Source organism: Paenibacillus sp. 276b, from assembly GCF_900107875.1.
GTDB classification, from domain to species: domain Bacteria; phylum Bacillota; class Bacilli; order Paenibacillales; family Paenibacillaceae; genus Paenibacillus; species Paenibacillus marchantiae.
The window spans coordinates 200510-218593 of record NZ_FNRR01000006.1 but is presented as its reverse complement, the minus strand read 5'-3'; the positions used below and the strand labels follow the sequence as shown (position 1 = coordinate 218593).

Below are 18084 nucleotides of genomic sequence, written 5' to 3'. Positions count from 1 at the left end.
TCATCCATTTATTATTGAACATTTCATATTCATTCGAAAAAGTAAAAGCACCGCTGATCCTCTCCTTAATGGAGGTGTCGCGGTGCTTTTTGTAATTTATCCGATTTACAGCTTGAGCATCTCTTCCAATGTTCCTTCGTTCAGCAGGCTTCCTACATAGAAAGAGCCGAATTCGCCATAACGGGCACTGACTTCATCAAAACGCATCTCGTAAACGAGCTTCTTGAACTGAAGTGCATCATCCGCAAACAACGTAACGCCCCATTCCCAGTCGTCGAAACCAACGGAACCGGTAATGATTTGTTTCACTTTGCCAGCGTAACTGCGACCAATCATGCCGTGGCTGCGCATCATCGTACGACGCTCGTCCATCGACAGCATGTACCAGTTGTCGTTCAGCTCGCGTTTTTTGTTCATCGGGTAGAAGCAGATGTATTGCCGCTGTGGCAGGACCGGTTTGAGACGGGCGATAATTTCCGGGTTCTGCATAGGGTCTTCGCCCTCTTTGCCAAGATAATTGCTCAGTTCCACTACACTGACATAAGAATATGATTTGGTGGTGTATTGGGCAAACATTGTTTTGTTGAACGCGTTCTCAACGGCTTTCAGATCTTCCAGCGTTTCACGCAAGTGCATCATGACAAGGTCAGCCTTCTGTCCCACAACGGTATAAACGACAGTGCTTCCTTTGGATGAATCCTCTACTGCTTTCCATTCCTTCCAGAATGCCTGAAGCTCGTCCAGTGCTACGGCGCGTTCCTCATCATCGGCTGCTTTCCAGGCGGCCCAGTTAATCGAGCGGAAGTCGTGCAGGGCGTACCAGCCCTCCAGTGTTGATGCGGCTTCGTTCATTGAATTGATTCCTCCTGCAGGTTATATTTCCAAATCCCGGTAAGGGACGGTTGAGTACTTTATCGTCTTCATTGTATCCCAACAGGAAGCAGAAGGGCAAATGAAGAGAAGGTGAATATAGGGAAATTTGTCCAGAAAGTTCGTTGCTTCGCCACATTTTTTGCGGTACACTATCTACTATCCGTAGTAAGAGAAACCGAGTCAGTGAAAGAAGAGGTGAACGTCACCCGATGCAGTTTATACCTGTGCTGGTATTAATGGTGTTATTTTTCGTTATGATGTTTGGTATCGGTTTCATTCTGAATATGCTGATGAAGACAACCTGGTTTCCTTCCTATCTGTTCATTATTGTCATTCTGCCTGTCGTCGTGTATTCCTTATGGGATCATACGGCATCGTTGATGTCGCATTTGGGTTCTTTCCATATTGTAGACTATATGACGGGCGTAGCTGGACTTGCTGGAGCGGTCATCAGTGGCTGGGCCATTCGCAAACTTCGTCTGGGTGGGTACAAAATGTTTTAATCGGCTAGCCAATTTGGCAGCAAACGCTGGACTGCATTTTCCGTAAAGGTCTTGCCTTTGTCGTAAACGCTTACGAGTGCAAAGGGAAGGCTTTTTGGCATGCATCAAAAAATTGTGCATGATAATGCGGACATGTCTCATATATATCTGGATAACATTTCTCCATATGTTTACTTGTGTTCTAAGGCTGTAGCTTTTATAGTAATCTAGCAACTCTGCGAAAACGTGAATGCTGTCGACCTAGGACGAAACGGAGCGAGAACAGGTCCGTTTTTTACCTGTTTTTGAGCATTTGAGGATCGGACATTTATGATAGAATAGATAAACATACTTTTGGGGAGAAGGAGATCAAGCTATGCGCATGAAGAATTTGCACCATTATACTGAACATCATCGCTACTGCGTATACAGGGAGTTTGGACTTAGTGCCCTGGATGACCGCATGCTCACCGGAGCGTATCAGCCAATGGTAGGTGCCTTTGCGATAGGCTTGTATCGACTGCTATTTCAGCATCTTCCCGGTGAACAGGTCGGTTACTCGCCGCTTGAACAGCAACGGAGGCTGTTCATGACGTTGGGACTCGAGCCCAGCGAGAAAGGGCGCAAGTATTTGGTGGAGCAGGCATCCAAGCTTGAAGCCGTTGGTTTGCTTCAGACTTCTCGGCTGTATATTCCGGAAAATGACGACTACATTTATGAATATGAGCTGCAACCTCCGCTCTCTCCGGCAGAATTTTTCCGTACACAGCATTTGACACTGTTGCTTCGTGACAAAATCGGCAAGTTCGCCGTACTCTCACTACGTTCCGGTTTTTCGGCGATAGAGAGCGGTGACGCGCCTTACCCAGCAGCGAATAAAGAGAATATTTCCGTTCCTTTTTACGATATATTTGAATTGAATACCCATGTCATTGATTATGAACTGGAACAAGCGTTGTCGGAAGTTTCGACTTCGGCCCAGCGCAGCGGGATAAGTGGTGCGGCCGAAGAGAACAGCCTGAATTATGCCGACATTATATTGCGTTTTCCGCGTGAGTCGGTCAATCGCCGTCATGTGGAGCAATTGCGGTTCGATCACGAACAGCTCGGCATTGTGAATTATGTGGTGAACAAGTTCAATCTCAGCGTACAGGATGTATGTCGTTTGTTGGATGAAGATGATATCTTTAACCCACAGGGGCAGCTGGTGCTGGATGATCTTCAACACAAGGCAAGCCTGCAGTTCAGACAGACCAAGAAGCGACATGAGCAGCAGACGGTGCAGGCAGCGAAGGTTGTTGCTCTCAGACAGCATATGGAGGAGCCTGAGCATAAAGAGGATTCCGGTGAACCGCCTGTCGAACATGTGGTACAGATGGAATACTACGTCGAAGTGCCTCCGCAATTTTCGACCAAGTGTGATATTCATCAATACAATATGATGCTGCGTAATGAGCCTTACACACGATTGCTTCAGACGTTCTTCCCTGGTGCCGTACCGGACAACCTGGTGGACATTTTTGAGAAGATCGACCTCAGTTACAAGTTGCCTGGTGAAGTGATCAATGTGCTGATTCATTATTTGATGGCATTGCTTGTATCCGGCGGTGAGCAAAGAATTAACCGTAACTTTGTTGAGGCTATTGCCTCCAACATGCTGCTCAAGCAGGTGAATTCCTATGAGAAGGCGGTACAATACATTCGTGACCAAGCTAAGGTCAAAGGCAAACAGGCTGCTGGTGCAGCTGGAACCCGTTCCCGTACATACGGCAAAGGAACCAAAGCCAAACCCGAAATTCCGATTGTACAAGACATAGGCGCCGACGGCGATGCCGTATCCGAAGAAGAGTTTGAAGAGATGATGAGGTTTGCCCAGCAGATGCAGGCAAGCAAACAAAAGGGAACTTCATAATTTTCATAATATACATCCAAAAGGCGAGTCACCTAAATTAAAGGAGACTCGCCTTTTATTCTTTCAAGAAAAGAGGGGGACTCCCGATGGCGAAATGGGATAACATGCTGTCCATGCTTTGGATGCTGCGATCCGGAAGAAAGCTCACCGCCGCTCAGATCGCAGACAATTTGGAGATTAGCGTCCGCACCGTGTACCGATATATCGACGCATTATGCGCAAGTGGCGTGCCGGTCGTTGCGGAATCGGGCCATGATGGCGGTATTCGTATTCTGGAGAGTTTTAAGGAAACGCCATTGTTCTTCAACTCTGTAGAGTTGAAGGCACTTGTGGATGCGTTTAAATTTGCCCAAGGTGCTGGTTATCCGTATGTGCAGGAGCTGGAGTATGCGTTGAAGAAGGTGGAGAACGGACTGCACGAGGAGCAGCGCCACGATCTGTCTCGCCAGCAGAGCAGATTGGACGTCGTTTCTTCAGCGCGTGCACCTTCTGTAGTTCCGTTGTTGCGGGACTTGGAACAAGCGACGAAAGACGGGCGAACGGTCCGTATGGTCTATCGCAAAGCGAATGCGGAGCAGGCTGACGAACGTGAAGTCGATCCATATGGGCTAGCGTATGACCGAAATGAATGGTACGTTGTCGCGTTCTGCCATCGGTCGCAGGCGATGCGGACGTTTCGCGTCGAACGAATCGAACTGCTGGAGTCAACCGAAGCGAGGTTTGACAAGCCGGAGTCTTTCTCTGCGTCCGCGTTTTTCTGTGAGCAGTCCAACCAGAGACGGGAGGCAGATGGGCCGTTAACCGTTATCCGTATCGAGGGACAGCCTGACACGCTTAATGCGGTTTGCAACCACTGGCATCTGCGCCACTATTTGACGGAACGAACCGATCGGGAGGCACGGTTTCTGATCGATGCTCCGACGATGAACAAGTACCTTCCGACATATCTCCTGACGTTGGGCACGGCCATTCGCATCCGCGAACCACTGGAGTTGAAGCGGCGGATTCAGGAAAAGGCATACGGTATCGCCAAACATTATGAAAACGATCCGAATTGAAGTTTGCTGACAACATTTGTCAGCGAACTTGTTATATGATAAAGACACAGCAGCGGCAGCCAAACCATGCGAAGAAGGGAAAGGTGAATTTATCGATGCTTCAACAACCATACCAACAGTATGACTATCATGTTTGGGCAAACGATCGATTGTTTGCACACCTGGAGCAACTCCCGGAGGAGGTATTCCATGCGGAAGTGACGAGCGTGTTCCCATCTGTATCACAAACATGTGCACACATGTATTTGTTCGAACAGCTCTATATGCTCGTGCTCGCGGAAGTTCCGAACGAGGAGATCTTCCCGAAAATCTCGGGCTGGACAGAGGAAGCGCAGGGTAAAACTGTGAATGAGATGCGGGAGCTGTTTGGCAACGTTGCTGAACGTTTCCGCGATTTACTGCGGAATACGCCTGAACCGGACAAGAAGATGACGATCGAGCATCCAAAATACGGTAAAATGGAAACACGTTTTTCCGACATCCTGCAGCATGTTGTCAACCACGGGACGTATCATCGGGGCAATGTGACGGCGATGTTGAGACAGCAGGGTTATAGCGGTGTGCCAACCGATTATATATTTTATTTGTTGGAACAGCAGAAAGTTCAAGGGTAAATGAATCAGATTAGAGTGAAGAGCGAATCAACCACAAAACAAAAAGTTGTATCGATAGGGTATGCCATGCTGATCGGAGTTATCATGGGGGTGGCAGCCAAACTTGTTGATGTTCCGGGGGTAAACCCTATATTTGACAGTATAGGTGGTCGTCTGGGTGTATGGGTATTTGTTGCAGCGCTTATAGCGGTTTTTAGCTATTCTCCAAAATTGGCGGCAGTAAAAATATTCATCTTTTTTGGGTCAATGCTGACCGTGTATTATGTTTACACCGTGTTATTTCTACATTTTTCTCCAGAGAAGGCTATGTTTTTTTGGGGGATATCTGCGGTGGTATCTCCGATCTGTGCTTATATTATGTGGTATGCACGTGGGAATGGGCTGTTATCTAATGTTGTTGCAGCTCTCCCCATTACATTATTACTGTCAGAAGGGTTTCAATTACGTCACGCTTACTTACCCATTCACACTCATTACTATTTAATTCCAGTCCTTATGATAATATATTTAATCATGATTGTTGTGTTGTTGCTGATCATACCGATAAATAAAAAACAATTTTTACCCATTCTATCGATAGCAGTTATATTGTCATTTATTATGATCTATTTTAATGTTTTAGGTCGGATATTTGGTGGGATGAACGGCGTATTGTAGGGTTAAATTAAAAGTGCCAAACATAAATTAGGCCCTTTCGACTTCCTGTAGGGAAGCGAAAGGGCTGGATTGATTTCTTGTGAATCTTTTATCGCAGAATCGTCGTTGCTTTATTGCCAGCATAATCTTCGATAACGAGCTTCAGGGAGCTGGTGCTGGATGCGGGAGTGAATGTCAGCTCGCTCAGCTTCGTTCTGCCCCGAATGATATAAGGGAATTTTTGCGAAACGTAAGTTACTCCGAATTCGCGTGGTACCTCATTTTCATAGATATAGATTTTGTACCAATCCTCCAAATCAGGCAATGCGAGGGTATACTTTCCATCCTTTACCGTAACCTTTTCCTTGGCATATGGTGTAATCTGAGTATCTGCCAGTTGTCCGGTCGTAGTGACTGGATTCTGTTTGCCAATGGCAATATCAAGGACGTAATGTTCGCCATTGGTCGGAAGACCTGTCAGAATGGCAGACTGTTTTTCTTTTTTGACCTGAAGTGTCTTGGTGAAAGGTTCCTTCGTATACTCCGTTTGGAGTGTAAGCTGGATCGGCTCTTTACCTGGGTTCTTCTTCGGGTTTTTCCAACTGACAATAGCATCGCCATTGTTCTTGAATTTCACATCAATGTCCTGAACAGCTGCATTCAGATCATAGGACAGGACGGTTGCTTCACTTTCGATACCATCTGCGCCTACAGCACGAATGGACAATTCGCCAGCGGGATGTTTGAGCGTTTTAATATAAAATGTGGAGTCATACACGCCGCCGACATAAGCGCCGTTCTCATACAGATTATATTGCTTAACCTTTGAATAGTCCTCGATATCCCATTCGACAACCAACTCATCGGTGTTGGTCAGTGCTTTGGTAATATGGAATCCGGTTGGAGCATTCGGTTTGGCGGCAGAACCGTCGGATATACGAATTTCACCAATGTTCATCTGATATTTTTCAATCGTAGTACCATTAGGGTCGAAGGATAGACCAAAAGCTGCGACGGTCTTCCCTTGGTGTGCACTTAGATCGAGTGAAGTAGTCTTCCAGCCTGCCGTGTGCTGACCTGAATCTGGCACTTTGACTTTGACTACTTTGGTTGGTTCATCCTCAAATATCAGTCCGACATACATGGAGGAAGCGTCGTTGACAGACGGTTTATTATAGGTGAGTTCCAGTTTGGATTGGGCGTTGATCGACAGATCCGTCTTGTACAGACGCAGGAAATTGTCCGCATTTAGACTTCCGTTCACCACAAGAGAACTGCCGCCAGTGAACGCACCAACGGAATCATACGTATAACGAGCACCTTTTTCATAGGTTGGACCATAGTCAAAATCAACAGTGAGTTTGTCACCTTGACTATCCATCCACCACTGCCAGGTGACTGGGATATCCTGAATATTAATATTGGACCATTCGGTTGCATTGGAGACGGTTCCGCCCTCATAATATTTCAGACCGTGGCCTGTATTGAAATTGGTCACAAAATTGGAGCCGTGAATAACGGAGCGTTCGGTGAGATAAGCGGCGATGCCGTCCCACTTTGCACCAGAAGCATACACATCGGACAGATCGACGGATGCCGTACGGCGTGCGTTGGTTGGGTCCTGATTTGGACCTGACCACCAAGCGCGGTCACGAACAAAGGTCATCCATTGGTACTCATCATCGGCTCTATGATTCGTGCTGCCATCGCCCATTTCTTCATCCAGGGCATTATGGGTAAAGTCAGCACCAAGTGTTGCAATACTGTTCATCGGTTGACCGTTCTCGTCCAGATTGTTACGCAGATCGTAGAGCTGCTTCCAACGGCCAAACTGGTCATTCCCACCTTCGACACCGGCAAATACCGTTTCCAGTGGGTCAAGTCCCAAACCAATGGCATGATCGCGTGAATCACGCAGCATGTCATGGTTCCACACGTAATTCAGGAAGATCGAATCCGAGACTCTGCCTAAAGCAGAATCTTGCACAAAAGGACTGTTGAGTCCGTTAAACTGGTTCTGGTATTGAATTTTGCCCGTTGTATTGATGGTGGAGTCATACCACTGAACATATAGTCCTTCGTTTTTTAAATATTTCATGAATTTCTTGTAGGAAGCGATGTCTTCAGGCGCAACGCCTTTGGCAACCTCTTCCTGATTGAAGAAGTATCCGTCGTAATTATAATACTTTGCCATCTCGACCAGCTTTGCAGCAACAGGGAAGTTCCCTTTTTCATCCTGCACAAGCATCTGCTTGTAGGTTTGTGGTCCACGATCATTGTCTGAGAAGAAGATGTTGGCGATGGAACGGACACCGTTTTTGTGTGCAGCATTGGTGTAGGCCGGATTCGGAATGTTCAAAATGCCAAACTCAAAGTACTTTTCCGTCCATTCCTTATTGGGGTCATACAATTCCTCAGGCACGCCAGCAGAAGCCATACCATGCCAATAGCTATAATAGTCTGTGTACTGCCAATAATTAAAGAGGTACTCGCTGAATTCATTCGTGTAAGGGGTGCTATCGAAGAATGAATTGCCATAATCGCCACTCATCGTAAACAGCTGGGTGTCCGGGCTGAGTTCGGGATAAGCCTGCGTGGCCGCAAAGGAATCGTTACGTGGTTGCAAAGGTACATGAGCACGAAGCAGTTCACCATGGATATCACTTTCGGGTGTCCAATTCAGAATCTGGGCAGCGGTGTAGCCATGCTGATAAGGCTGATTTACTCCCTTGGCGCTGTCACCTGTGTAAGGAAGCGTGTCTCCGGCATAAACGGATGAGGCAATGACTTGTCCAAGCAGAGCCGAAGTGAGAACCATTGCGGTTACTTTGGGGATAAGGCCTTTGGGTTTGTGTTTGCGTGTCATGTTGTTCCTCCTTCAAGTCGAATGAATGTAAGGTATTCTTTTACACAAAAATAAACTTATGGTTAACGATAGGGCATGAAAGCATTTTCAAATAGGGAGAAATTAAAGAAAGGAAGGTATAAACTAAAGAAAAGTTCGAGGTGACAAGTTAATGTTAGAAGGCAAATGATATACTTTAGACAGGAAAACAGCATCGGGGGGAACATGTGACTTGAAAATTGTTAGCGTTTACAAAAATTTCTTTAAAAATAATATGTTTATGAAGATGCTGTTCATCTTCTCCATGATCTCAATTGTAACGATTATTACCTTATCCTATATCATTTTCCTGTCGGTGTCCGATGCCACAATTCGCCGAGAACTGGCGATCCAGAAAGCGGCCATGGAGAGTGTTGACCGATATATTCATCAGCAGTATGAATCGGTGCAAAACATGGTGAGGGACATGCATCAGAATGAGGCCTTATCAGCCAATATCACCTATCTGATGAACCACACGTACGCCGAGTATGTACAGCATCTGACGAATGGCTATTATGCGAATCAGGATGATTATTCAGCTGATGTACTGAAACATTTTCAAAATATTATGGATCGCAATTCGGATATCAATCAAGTGATGTTATATAGTGCCGAGCGGCAGGATCTGTCCTCCTTCAATCAACATAAGCAGTTCAGAAAGCTGAACACCAATGTGGCTCATTCCTATATTCCTGACGTGATGGCGATGGAGACACCGAATATCAGCGCACCAAACTATTGGATTCGTAAAGAAATTGATCAATGGGACCCGGCGCTGTATGCGATTCGGGTGCCTATCAACGATACACAGACCCTTCGAAATTTGGGTCAGTTCCTTGTTTTCTTTGACTCAGCAGGTATTGGCAACGCTTTGGATAGTTACGAAAGTAATCTCAAGGGAGAAATTGTGGTGCTGTCAGCCAAAGGTACAGTATTGTTCGATTCCAACAGTAACTATTACGGCAAGAAGTACCCCTATATCAATGTGGCCGATTCCCTGTTTGATCAGACGGATATGGACTCGATGAAAAAGGAGCGAAATATGTATGTGAACAAGTTTGTCTCGGCGGATCAGGGCTATGTGGTCGTTGGCACGGTTCCTGTGGATGAGATGGCTGAGGCCTATGCGGGTACACGCAACACAATCGTTTCGATTAGCATCATATGTATCCTGTTTGCAGTGTTGGTTCCGGCGTTTTTCATTATTAATTTTGCCAAACGCACCCGCAGAATCATTCGTTTCACCCAAAGGGTGAAATATGGCAACCTGACAGCACGCATCGATGATGCCCGTGATGATGAGCTTGGACAGATCTCGCACAGTTTCAACGATATGCTGGATGAACTTAATCAATATATTGAACGCGTCTACAAAGCCGAGATCAAACAAAAGGAGACAGAACTGGTCGCTCTCCAGGCACGGATTAATCCTCACTTTCTCTATAACACGTTGGAGGTCATCCGAATGAGGGCAATTTCGCAGGGGGCGAAAGATGTCGGGGAGATGATCTACAGTTTATCCGTGTTATTCAAGAGCCTTGTTCAACAGAAGAAAAATTATACGCTCAAGGATGAGATGGAAGCTTGCCGTCTGTATCTGGAATTGTTCCGAATCCGGTATAAGGATATTTTCATGTACACGATTCAGTTGGACCCTGTGCATAACCAGCATCCGGTGGTTAAGCTGTCCCTGCAGCCGATTATTGAGAACTATGTGGTGCACGGCATTCAGACAGAACGTTCGGATAATCAATTAGCGATCGTTGTTGAAGAACTGGGCGACGCTTTGCAGGTAGAGGTTAGAGATAACGGTAAAGGCATTGATCCTGAGCGCCTGACTGAAATTTTAGAAGAACTGGAACGTCCGGAAGAGTCGGGTAAAATGTTCGGACTGCGCAGCGTACACACCCGTTTGCGTTTCCTGTATGGACCGGAATTCGGCATCACGATAGAAAGTACACTCGGAGAAGGAACCCTGATCAGGGTTCGTTATCCTCATACAGAAGGGACAGGTTTTTAATATGTACAAGGTATTTATTGTGGATGATGAACCGTTCATCATTGAAGGATTGTACGATATTTTGGATTGGTCGTCGTTTGATATGGAAATTGTAAGTCATGCCGGCAATGGACAGGCCGCATTAAACGCCTTGTCTGCGCAGCCTGTGGACATTCTGATCACGGATATATCGATGCCATTCATGAATGGTCTGGATCTGATTCGGGAAGCAAGGCAGTTGCAGCCTGAGATCAAGGTGATTATTTTAAGTGGTTTTAATGAGTTTGAATATTTGAAAGAGGGCATGCAGCTAGGCATCGAAAATTACCTGCTCAAACCGATCAATGTGGAAGAGCTGGAGTCGACGCTTCGCAATACGGCTTCCAAGCTGGACCATGCGTTGTCTCCTCAAACGGATGATGCTTATGGTGTTCAGATTCTGAAAGACAACATCCTTCACCGATGGTTGACGGGACAGATTGCCGCCACGGAATTCGAGGAACGGGCTCAGTTCTTGAACCTTTCGCTGGATGCACCCGATGTTGCAGTAGCTATCCTGCGAACTAAAGGGGAAGTATCCGGCATGTTCGAGCGAGTGGAGGACATGCTGAAGGATAAGTCCTATGTGAATATATTTCATGACATCGATGGGGACATCGTCATCGTTGCCAATGTGCATGCAGGCGAGGACGAGAAAGAGAAGTTTATGGAGTGCCTTCAGGCATTATCCGCTGCGCTATGTGAGACACATCCTGCTGTTCTGATTGGGGTAGGAAGTCTGATACGTGGACTTCACCATGCGCCGACAAGCTATCAGGAGGCGAAAAAGGCGCTCCAGTATGTGATGATCTATCCCGATCTCAAAGTGATCGATCATGCCATATTGGAGAAGGGTGGAAGCTCTGCTTCTTCCTTCTCGATCGATTGGAAGGAGTACGCGAAGCTCATTCTATCCCGTAATGCAGAGCTGCTTGCGGAGCGGATTCGGGTCGATTTTGAACAGCACCGCGACGGGGTTACTCCGGCTGAGTTGCAGAACATCGCACTGGAAGTGGTCATTCGCTTCAAGATGGAATTGGAGGGCATCAAACATTCGGATGAATCGCCTATTTACCAACGTGGACTTCGCCTTGTATTGGACAGCGGAACGTTTGATGAACTCGTGCAGGCGTTGCAGCAGGTTGGTACGGAGACGATTCAGTCTCTGCTTCAGGATTTAAAGAATCCGATCGTCAACCAGGTGCTTCAACATATTGACAAACATTACGCAGAAGAGCTTTCCCTGAAGCTGCTGGGTGCTCACTATCATCTTCATCCAGTATATTTGGGACAACTGTTCCACAAGGAGACCGGGGAGACTTTTGCCGAATATATCAATAAATACCGGATTGAACGTGCCAAGGAACAGCTGCGCAATTCGAATCTGAAAGTACATGAGATTGCAAGGAATGTCGGGTACTGGGAGACCGGATATTTCTATAAACAGTTCCGCAAGTATGTGGGAATTTCACCTACCGATTTTAAGGTTTTTGGATAATGTTCAGTGGATCACCGATTGGACCAGTGGACTGAAATGAATGAGACATTCTGGGGACAGGAGGGCATGCAATGGAGTTGATGCCAAATGTTACTCAGCATGTCTTTTTGATGTAAGCGATTTATTCAAATAGGTACAAATTAATGAATCAGTACAGATTTCTCTTTAATTTGTACCTCGAAATATTAAGTTTATCTTCTTTTTGAAAATGCTTTCATTCGATAAGGTTAAAGCAGTTAGTTTGTAGAGCTAAAGGGAACACGAAAAGGGAGGATCAAGGAAATGAGTAAACAAAGAAAAAGTTTTTCTCTCGTACTTGCATTATTGATGGCGGTTACACTCGTTCTTAGCGCCTGTGGAGGAAGCAAGGATGCTTCAGAATCAGGGGAAGCAGGAGAAGCTCCTGTCGAGCTGATCTGGTACACCATTGGTACCCCTCAGAAAGATGTTAATAAAGTGATGGAAGAAGTCAGCAAGTACACGAAAGAAAAAATTAATGCCACAGTAACGATGAAAATGGTTGACTGGGGTGACTATCCGCAAAAAATGCAAGTTAACGTAGCATCCGGCGAGCCAATGGACATCCTGTTCACCTCTTCCGGCGGATTCGATTATGTTCAAAATGCCAGAAAGGGTGCATTCCTGGAACTGGATGACTTGCTCCCTAAATACGGTCAGGATCTCATTAAAACCATTGATCCTGCATTCCTGAGTGGTTCGAAAGTTGACGGACACAATTACGGAATTCCGGCCAACAAGGAGCTGCCTCAACAAGAGGTATGGCGTTTCAACAAAACGCTGCTTGATAAATACAAAATGGACATCTCCAATATTCGTACGTTGGACAGTCTGGAGCCTTTGCTCAAAACAATCAAGGAAAATGAGCCAAGCGTGACTCCATTTGGAATGGATAAAAACTTCGTTCCTTATGTTCCTTATGACTATGTCATTCAGAATTTGCCAATGGCGATCAAACTGGATACAACGGATTACAAGATCGTGAACATTCTGGATACTCCGGAAATGAAAGCAGCACTCAAAACGATGAGCAAATACTATAAAGCTGGTTATGTATCTGCAGAGGCAGCAACAACAGGCTCTACCAATGACCTGACTACATCAGGCAACTGGTTCCTGGATCGTGCACAAACTCAACCGCTTGCAGACAACCAATGGTCGGCAAGTTACGGATATCCGGTAGTTTCCACACCAGCTAGTGATGCGATCATCACTAACACGTCTGTACAAGGTTCGATCATGGCCATCTCGGCTAACTCCGAATATCCGGAGAAAGCAATGGAGTTCCTGAACCTGTTGAATACAGATCCAGTCCTGCGCAATATGGTTGATTCCGGTATTGAAGGCGTTCACTACAAAAAAGTGGATGACACGCACATGGAAAATCTCGCTGAATCCAAGAACTACGATATGCCTTCTTACTCCCTCGGTAACAACATGTTGTTGTATCTGAACAACAATGACCCGGATAACAAATGGGATGAGTTTAAGAAGTTTAATGCAGAGGGTGTAAATTCCCCAATTCTGAGCTTTAACTTTGACTCAAGCAAAGTGTCGTCGGAACTGACAGCAGTGCAGAATGTCAAAGAGCAATACTGGGCCGCATTGATGACAGGTACGCTGGACCCAGAGAACAATTTGGAGCAAGTGATTGAGAAGTTCAATCAAGCCGGACTTGAAAAAGTGATGGCTGAAGCCCAAACCCAGCTTGATGCCTGGAGAGCGGCAAATAAGTAAGGGTAAATTCCGGGATCGGGCCGCTGCTTGTTGCGCCCGATCCTTTTTCATTCAAGCCTGAAGGAGGATCTCCATATGACCGCATTTTTGAAAAATCTGATTAGAAACCGAGTCATGCTGTTCATGGTGCTACCAGGCGCCATCTGGTTCTTCTTCTTCTCCTACTTGCCATTGGTTGGTACAGTAGCAGCATTCAAACAATATCGTTTCAGCCGCGAAGGCTTCTGGGCCAGTCTGATGAAGAGCGAATGGGTGGGTTGGGATAACTTTAAATTCCTGTTCAGCACTAACGATGCTTGGCTCATTACTCGAAACACGCTTTTTTATAACCTTGCCATTATTATTCTGGGGCTGGTATTCGCTGTAGGTTTGGCAATTCTGCTCTCGGAGCTGGTCAATAAACGATTAGCCAAATTGTATCAAACAGGTATGTTCCTGCCGTATTTCCTATCCTGGGTTATTGTCGGTTATTTCGCGTTCAGCTTCCTGAGCATGGATCGGGGGATGTTGAACCAGATTATTGGGTGGTTCGGTGTGGAACCGATTCAGTGGTATTCGGAAGCGAAGTATTGGCCGTATATCCTGGTGTTTGTAGCTTTGTGGAAAACGATCGGGTACAACAGCATTGTCTATCTCGCTTCCATTCTGGGGATTGATCGGTCGCTGTATGAGGCAGCGATGATCGATGGCGCCAATAAATGGCAGCAGATCCGCAACATTACGATTCCTTTGCTCTCACCTATCATTATTATTATGACGTTGCTGGCTGTGGGTCGCATCTTCTATGCCGACTTTGGTCTCTTCTATCAGGTTCCAAGGGATTCGGGTACGTTGTATGCCGTTACCAATGTTATTGATACCTATGTGTATCGTGGCTTGAAAACAAGTGGTGAGATTGGCATGAGTACCGCTGCCGGATTGTATCAATCCGTTGTAGGCTTCGTGCTTGTTATCATTTCCAACTATGTTGTACGCAAAATCGATAAAGATAGCAGCTTATTCTAGGACAAGGGAAAGGAGTGAACCACTGTGGCTCAAATCGTAAAAAAACGCGACTTCCATCATGTATCCAATGGCTGGAACGTCATTATGAATATTTTGGCCGGACTATTCGCTTTAATCTGTGTATTTCCTTTCGTGTTTGTAGTGATCATCTCGTTCACGGACGAGAAAGCACTGGCCCGTGACGGGTATCGACTGATTCCGAAGGAATGGAGTCTCGCAGCCTATCAGTTTGTGTGGCAGAGTGGAGACACGCTGCTGCGTGCTTATGGGGTAACCATTTTGGTGACGGTGCTGGGTACCATCATAAGTCTGATTCTAATGTCGCTGTATGCTTATGCAATTTCCCGCAAGAGTTTCCGTTATCGGAGATTTTTCTCCATATTTGCCATTCTGACCATGTTGTTCAACGGCGGGATGATTCCGACCTATATGGTCGTATCCCAACTTCTTCATTTAAAAGATAGCATATGGGCACTGGTTCTGCCGCTTGCAATGAATGCCTTCTATATCATGATCCTACGTACATTCTATTCAACCAGTGTACCGGATGCGGTCATTGAATCCGCGAAAATTGATGGAGCCGGAGAATTTTATACGTTTATGAAGATTGTTATTCCATTATCGTTGCCAGGGTTGGCGACAATCGGATTGTTCAGTACGCTCGGTTACTGGAACGATTGGTTCAATGCGCTGTTATATATCGATAACCCCAACCTCGTACCGCTGCAATCGATGCTGATGCGGATTGAGTCCAGCATCCAGTTCATCCAGCAGAACTCGGCGAACAGCTCGATGAGTCTGGCGGCGATGCAATCCATCCCGCAGGATACTTCACGGATGGCCATGGTGGTTCTCGCTACATTGCCGATTATTTTCGCTTATCCGTTCTTCCAGCGTTACTTTGTACAGGGTCTGACGGTCGGAGCTGTCAAAGAGTAACCGAATCACTTCTATAGGGTGGAGGTATCGAAGGATGATGATATATAAGGACAAAAGTAAATCCGTGGAAGAGCGAGTAGAACATCTGCTGAGCTTAATGACGACGGAAGAAAAGGCGGGTCAACTCATCCAGCCTTTTGGTTGGCAGACATATACGAATGATCAAGGGAACATCACGCTGAATGAATCCTTTAAGCAGCAGGTGGAAAACGGGGGCATAGGCTCCCTGTACGGTGCACTTCGTGCAGATCCATGGACGGGTGTTACGCTTGAAAATGGACTGTCTGCCAGAGAAGGGGCAGAAGCAGTAAACCTCATTCAGCGCCATGCTGTAGAGCATTCCAGACTGGGGATTCCCATTCTGATCGGAGAGGAATGCTCTCACGGACATATGGCGATTGACGGTACGGTCTATCCAGTTCCCCTTCTCTTAGGAAGTACTTGGAACGTGGATCTGTACCGTGACATGTGCCGGGCGGTCGCTCGCGAGACGCGTGCTCAAGGCGGTGCAGTAACGTATTCTCCGGTGCTGGATGTTGTACGTGATCCACGCTGGGGGCGTACCGAGGAATGCTTTGGTGAAGACCCGTATCTCATTGGTGAGCTAGCTGTTGCTTCCGTGCAAGGACTTCAGGGCGAGCGTTTGGACCAAGAGGATGCGGTAGCGGCTACACTGAAACACTTTGTCGGTTATGGCAGCTCGGAAGGTGGACGCAATGCGGGACCGGTGCATATGGGCTGGCATGAGCTGCTGGAAGTAGATCTGTATCCGTTCCGCAAAGCTGTTGAAGCAGGCGCTCAATCCATTATGCCGGCTTATAACGAAATCGACGGTATCCCGTGTACGGTTAATACGGAACTGCTGGATGACGTTCTGCGAAAAGACTGGGGCTTTGACGGTCTGGTGATTACGGACTGCGGAGCCATCAACATGCTCGCAAGTGGGCATGATGTGGCGGCAGATGGATTGGAAGCATCCGTACAGGCCATTCAGGCTGGTATTGATATGGAAATGTCCGGTGAGATGTTTGGACAATATCTGGTGCAAGCGATCTCGGAAGGCAAACTTGAAATGCATGTACTGGATCAAGCTGTCCGCCGTGTGCTGGCACTGAAATTCAAGCTGGGATTATTTGAGCAGCCTTATGTGGATGCCGATCGAGCGGCAGAAGTCATTGGCAGTGAAGAGCATATTCAACTGGCACGCCAATTGGCTGCAGAAGGTGTGGTATTGCTCAAAAATGAAGCTGCAACGTTACCTCTGTCGACGGCAACAGCGGGCCGAATTGCTGTCATTGGTCCTAATGCAGACCAAGCCTACAACCAGTTGGGCGATTATACTTCCCCCCAACCGAAGTCCAAAGTGGCTACGGTACTGGATGGCATCCGCAGTAAGCTTGCTGTAAGTGAGAGTGGGCACGCAGGGGAAGGCTCAACTGGACATTCGAATAGTGAAAATCAGGTTTTCTATGCACCGGGATGTCGCATCAAGGGTGATTCGAGAGAAGGGTTCGAGCACGCAATAGAAACTGCACGTCAGGCAGATACAGTCATCATGGTCGTTGGCGGCTCGAGTGCCCGTGATTTTGGTGAAGGAACCATCGATCTGAAGACAGGTGCTTCCAATGTGTCCGATAACTCATGGAATGACATGGAGTGTGGAGAAGGCATTGACCGCATGACGCTTGGGCTTGCAGGAGTCCAGCTGGAGCTAATTCAAGAGATTCACAAACTTGGCAAAACACTTGTCATTGTTTATATCAACGGTCGCCCGATCACCGAGCCTTGGGTGGATGAACATGCCGATGCCATTCTGGAAGCATGGTACCCAGGCCAAGAGGGTGGGCACGCCATTGCGGACATTTTGTTCGGCGAAGTGAATCCGTCCGGTAAACTGACGGTATCCATTCCGAAGCATGTGGGTCAATTACCGATTTACTATAATGGCAAACGTTCACGCGGCAAGCGTTATTTGGAAGAGGATCTGGAGCCTCGTTATCCATTCGGATATGGGCTCAGCTATACTACTTTTGATTACAGTGAGCCGAAGCTAAGTACAGAATCGATGACGGCCAACGAGACAGTCACCGTATCAGTGGAAGTCACCAATACAGGGTCTTGCAGAGGTGCAGAAGTCATTCAGATGTATGTATCCGACGTGGTTAGCCGTGTGGCACGTCCAGCTAAAGAGCTGAAGGGGTTTGAAAAAGTGAATTTGGAACCTGGAGAGACGAAGACGGTAGCCTTCCATATTGGAGCGGAGCAGCTGCAATATATCGGTCGTGATCTCACGCCTGTCGTTGAACCAGGACAATTCCATATTCATATCGGAAGACATGTGAAAGATACGCAGTTCGCCGAGCTGACGGTAGAGGAGGCGTAAGGAA

At 46.8% G+C, this 18084-nt stretch carries 13 protein-coding genes; 11 read left to right on the top strand and 2 right to left on the bottom strand.

The window, feature by feature from the left end:
* Positions 1–105: 105 nt before the first annotated feature.
* Complete coding sequence (gene hemQ, locus BLV50_RS24985) at positions 106–852, bottom strand: hydrogen peroxide-dependent heme synthase (RefSeq protein ID WP_063566107.1); 747 nt, start codon at positions 850–852, stop codon at positions 106–108.
* Positions 853–1082: 230 nt separating this feature from the next.
* Between hemQ and BLV50_RS24980 the strand changes: the two genes are divergently transcribed.
* The 5 genes from BLV50_RS24980 to BLV50_RS24960 all read left to right on the top strand — a co-directional run bounded on the left by BLV50_RS24980 (position 1083) and on the right by BLV50_RS24960 (position 5596).
* Positions 1083–1376 carry a YuiB family protein gene (locus BLV50_RS24980; RefSeq protein WP_053783239.1) on the top strand — a complete coding sequence of 98 codons (294 nt, stop codon included), beginning with the start codon at positions 1083–1085 and terminating at the stop codon, positions 1374–1376.
* 355 nt (positions 1377–1731) lie between these two features.
* Complete coding sequence (locus tag BLV50_RS24975) at positions 1732–3267, top strand: replication initiation and membrane attachment family protein (RefSeq protein WP_063566106.1); 1536 nt, start codon at positions 1732–1734, stop codon at positions 3265–3267.
* Between the two features lie 86 nt (positions 3268–3353).
* On the top strand, positions 3354–4325 hold the full coding sequence (locus BLV50_RS24970; protein WP_090810538.1) for a helix-turn-helix transcriptional regulator: 972 nt from the start codon (positions 3354–3356) through the stop codon (positions 4323–4325).
* Between the two features lie 95 nt (positions 4326–4420).
* On the top strand, positions 4421–4939 hold the full coding sequence (locus BLV50_RS24965) for a DinB family protein (RefSeq protein ID WP_063566104.1): 519 nt from the start codon (positions 4421–4423) through the stop codon (positions 4937–4939).
* On the top strand, positions 4940–5596 hold the full coding sequence (locus tag BLV50_RS24960; protein WP_090810536.1) for a hypothetical protein: 657 nt from the start codon (positions 4940–4942) through the stop codon (positions 5594–5596).
* 88 nt (positions 5597–5684) lie between these two features.
* Here BLV50_RS24960 and BLV50_RS24955 read toward each other — a convergent pair whose 3' ends face one another.
* Positions 5685–8441: an endo-beta-N-acetylglucosaminidase gene (locus BLV50_RS24955; RefSeq protein WP_090810535.1), complete on the bottom strand. Its 2757-nt coding sequence runs from the start codon at positions 8439–8441 to the stop codon at positions 5685–5687.
* Between the two features lie 211 nt (positions 8442–8652).
* Here BLV50_RS24955 and BLV50_RS24950 point away from each other — a divergent pair, with 211 nt between their 5' ends.
* The 6 genes from BLV50_RS24950 (at position 8653) to BLV50_RS24925 (ending at position 18080) form a co-directional block, all read left to right on the top strand.
* Positions 8653–10482, top strand: coding sequence for a sensor histidine kinase (locus BLV50_RS24950; protein ID WP_063566101.1), 1830 nt, complete (start codon positions 8653–8655; stop codon positions 10480–10482).
* 1 nt (position 10483) lies between these two features.
* Positions 10484–11998, top strand: coding sequence for a response regulator transcription factor (locus BLV50_RS24945; RefSeq protein ID WP_064635724.1), 1515 nt, complete (start codon positions 10484–10486; stop codon positions 11996–11998).
* A gap of 282 nt (positions 11999–12280) precedes the next feature.
* Complete coding sequence (locus tag BLV50_RS24940) at positions 12281–13753, top strand: ABC transporter substrate-binding protein (protein ID WP_063566099.1); 1473 nt, start codon at positions 12281–12283, stop codon at positions 13751–13753.
* A gap of 75 nt (positions 13754–13828) precedes the next feature.
* Positions 13829–14758 carry an ABC transporter permease gene (locus BLV50_RS24935; protein ID WP_063566098.1) on the top strand — a complete coding sequence of 310 codons (930 nt, stop codon included), beginning with the start codon at positions 13829–13831 and terminating at the stop codon, positions 14756–14758.
* Positions 14759–14842: 84 nt separating this feature from the next.
* Positions 14843–15697 carry a carbohydrate ABC transporter permease gene (locus BLV50_RS24930; RefSeq protein ID WP_205525065.1) on the top strand — a complete coding sequence of 285 codons (855 nt, stop codon included), beginning with the start codon at positions 14843–14845 and terminating at the stop codon, positions 15695–15697.
* A 34-nt stretch (positions 15698–15731) separates the two neighbouring features.
* Positions 15732–18080 (top strand): glycoside hydrolase family 3 N-terminal domain-containing protein, encoded by a 2349-nt coding sequence (locus BLV50_RS24925; protein WP_177031253.1) that lies wholly within the window; start codon positions 15732–15734, stop codon positions 18078–18080.
* Positions 18081–18084: the final 4 nt, after the last annotated feature.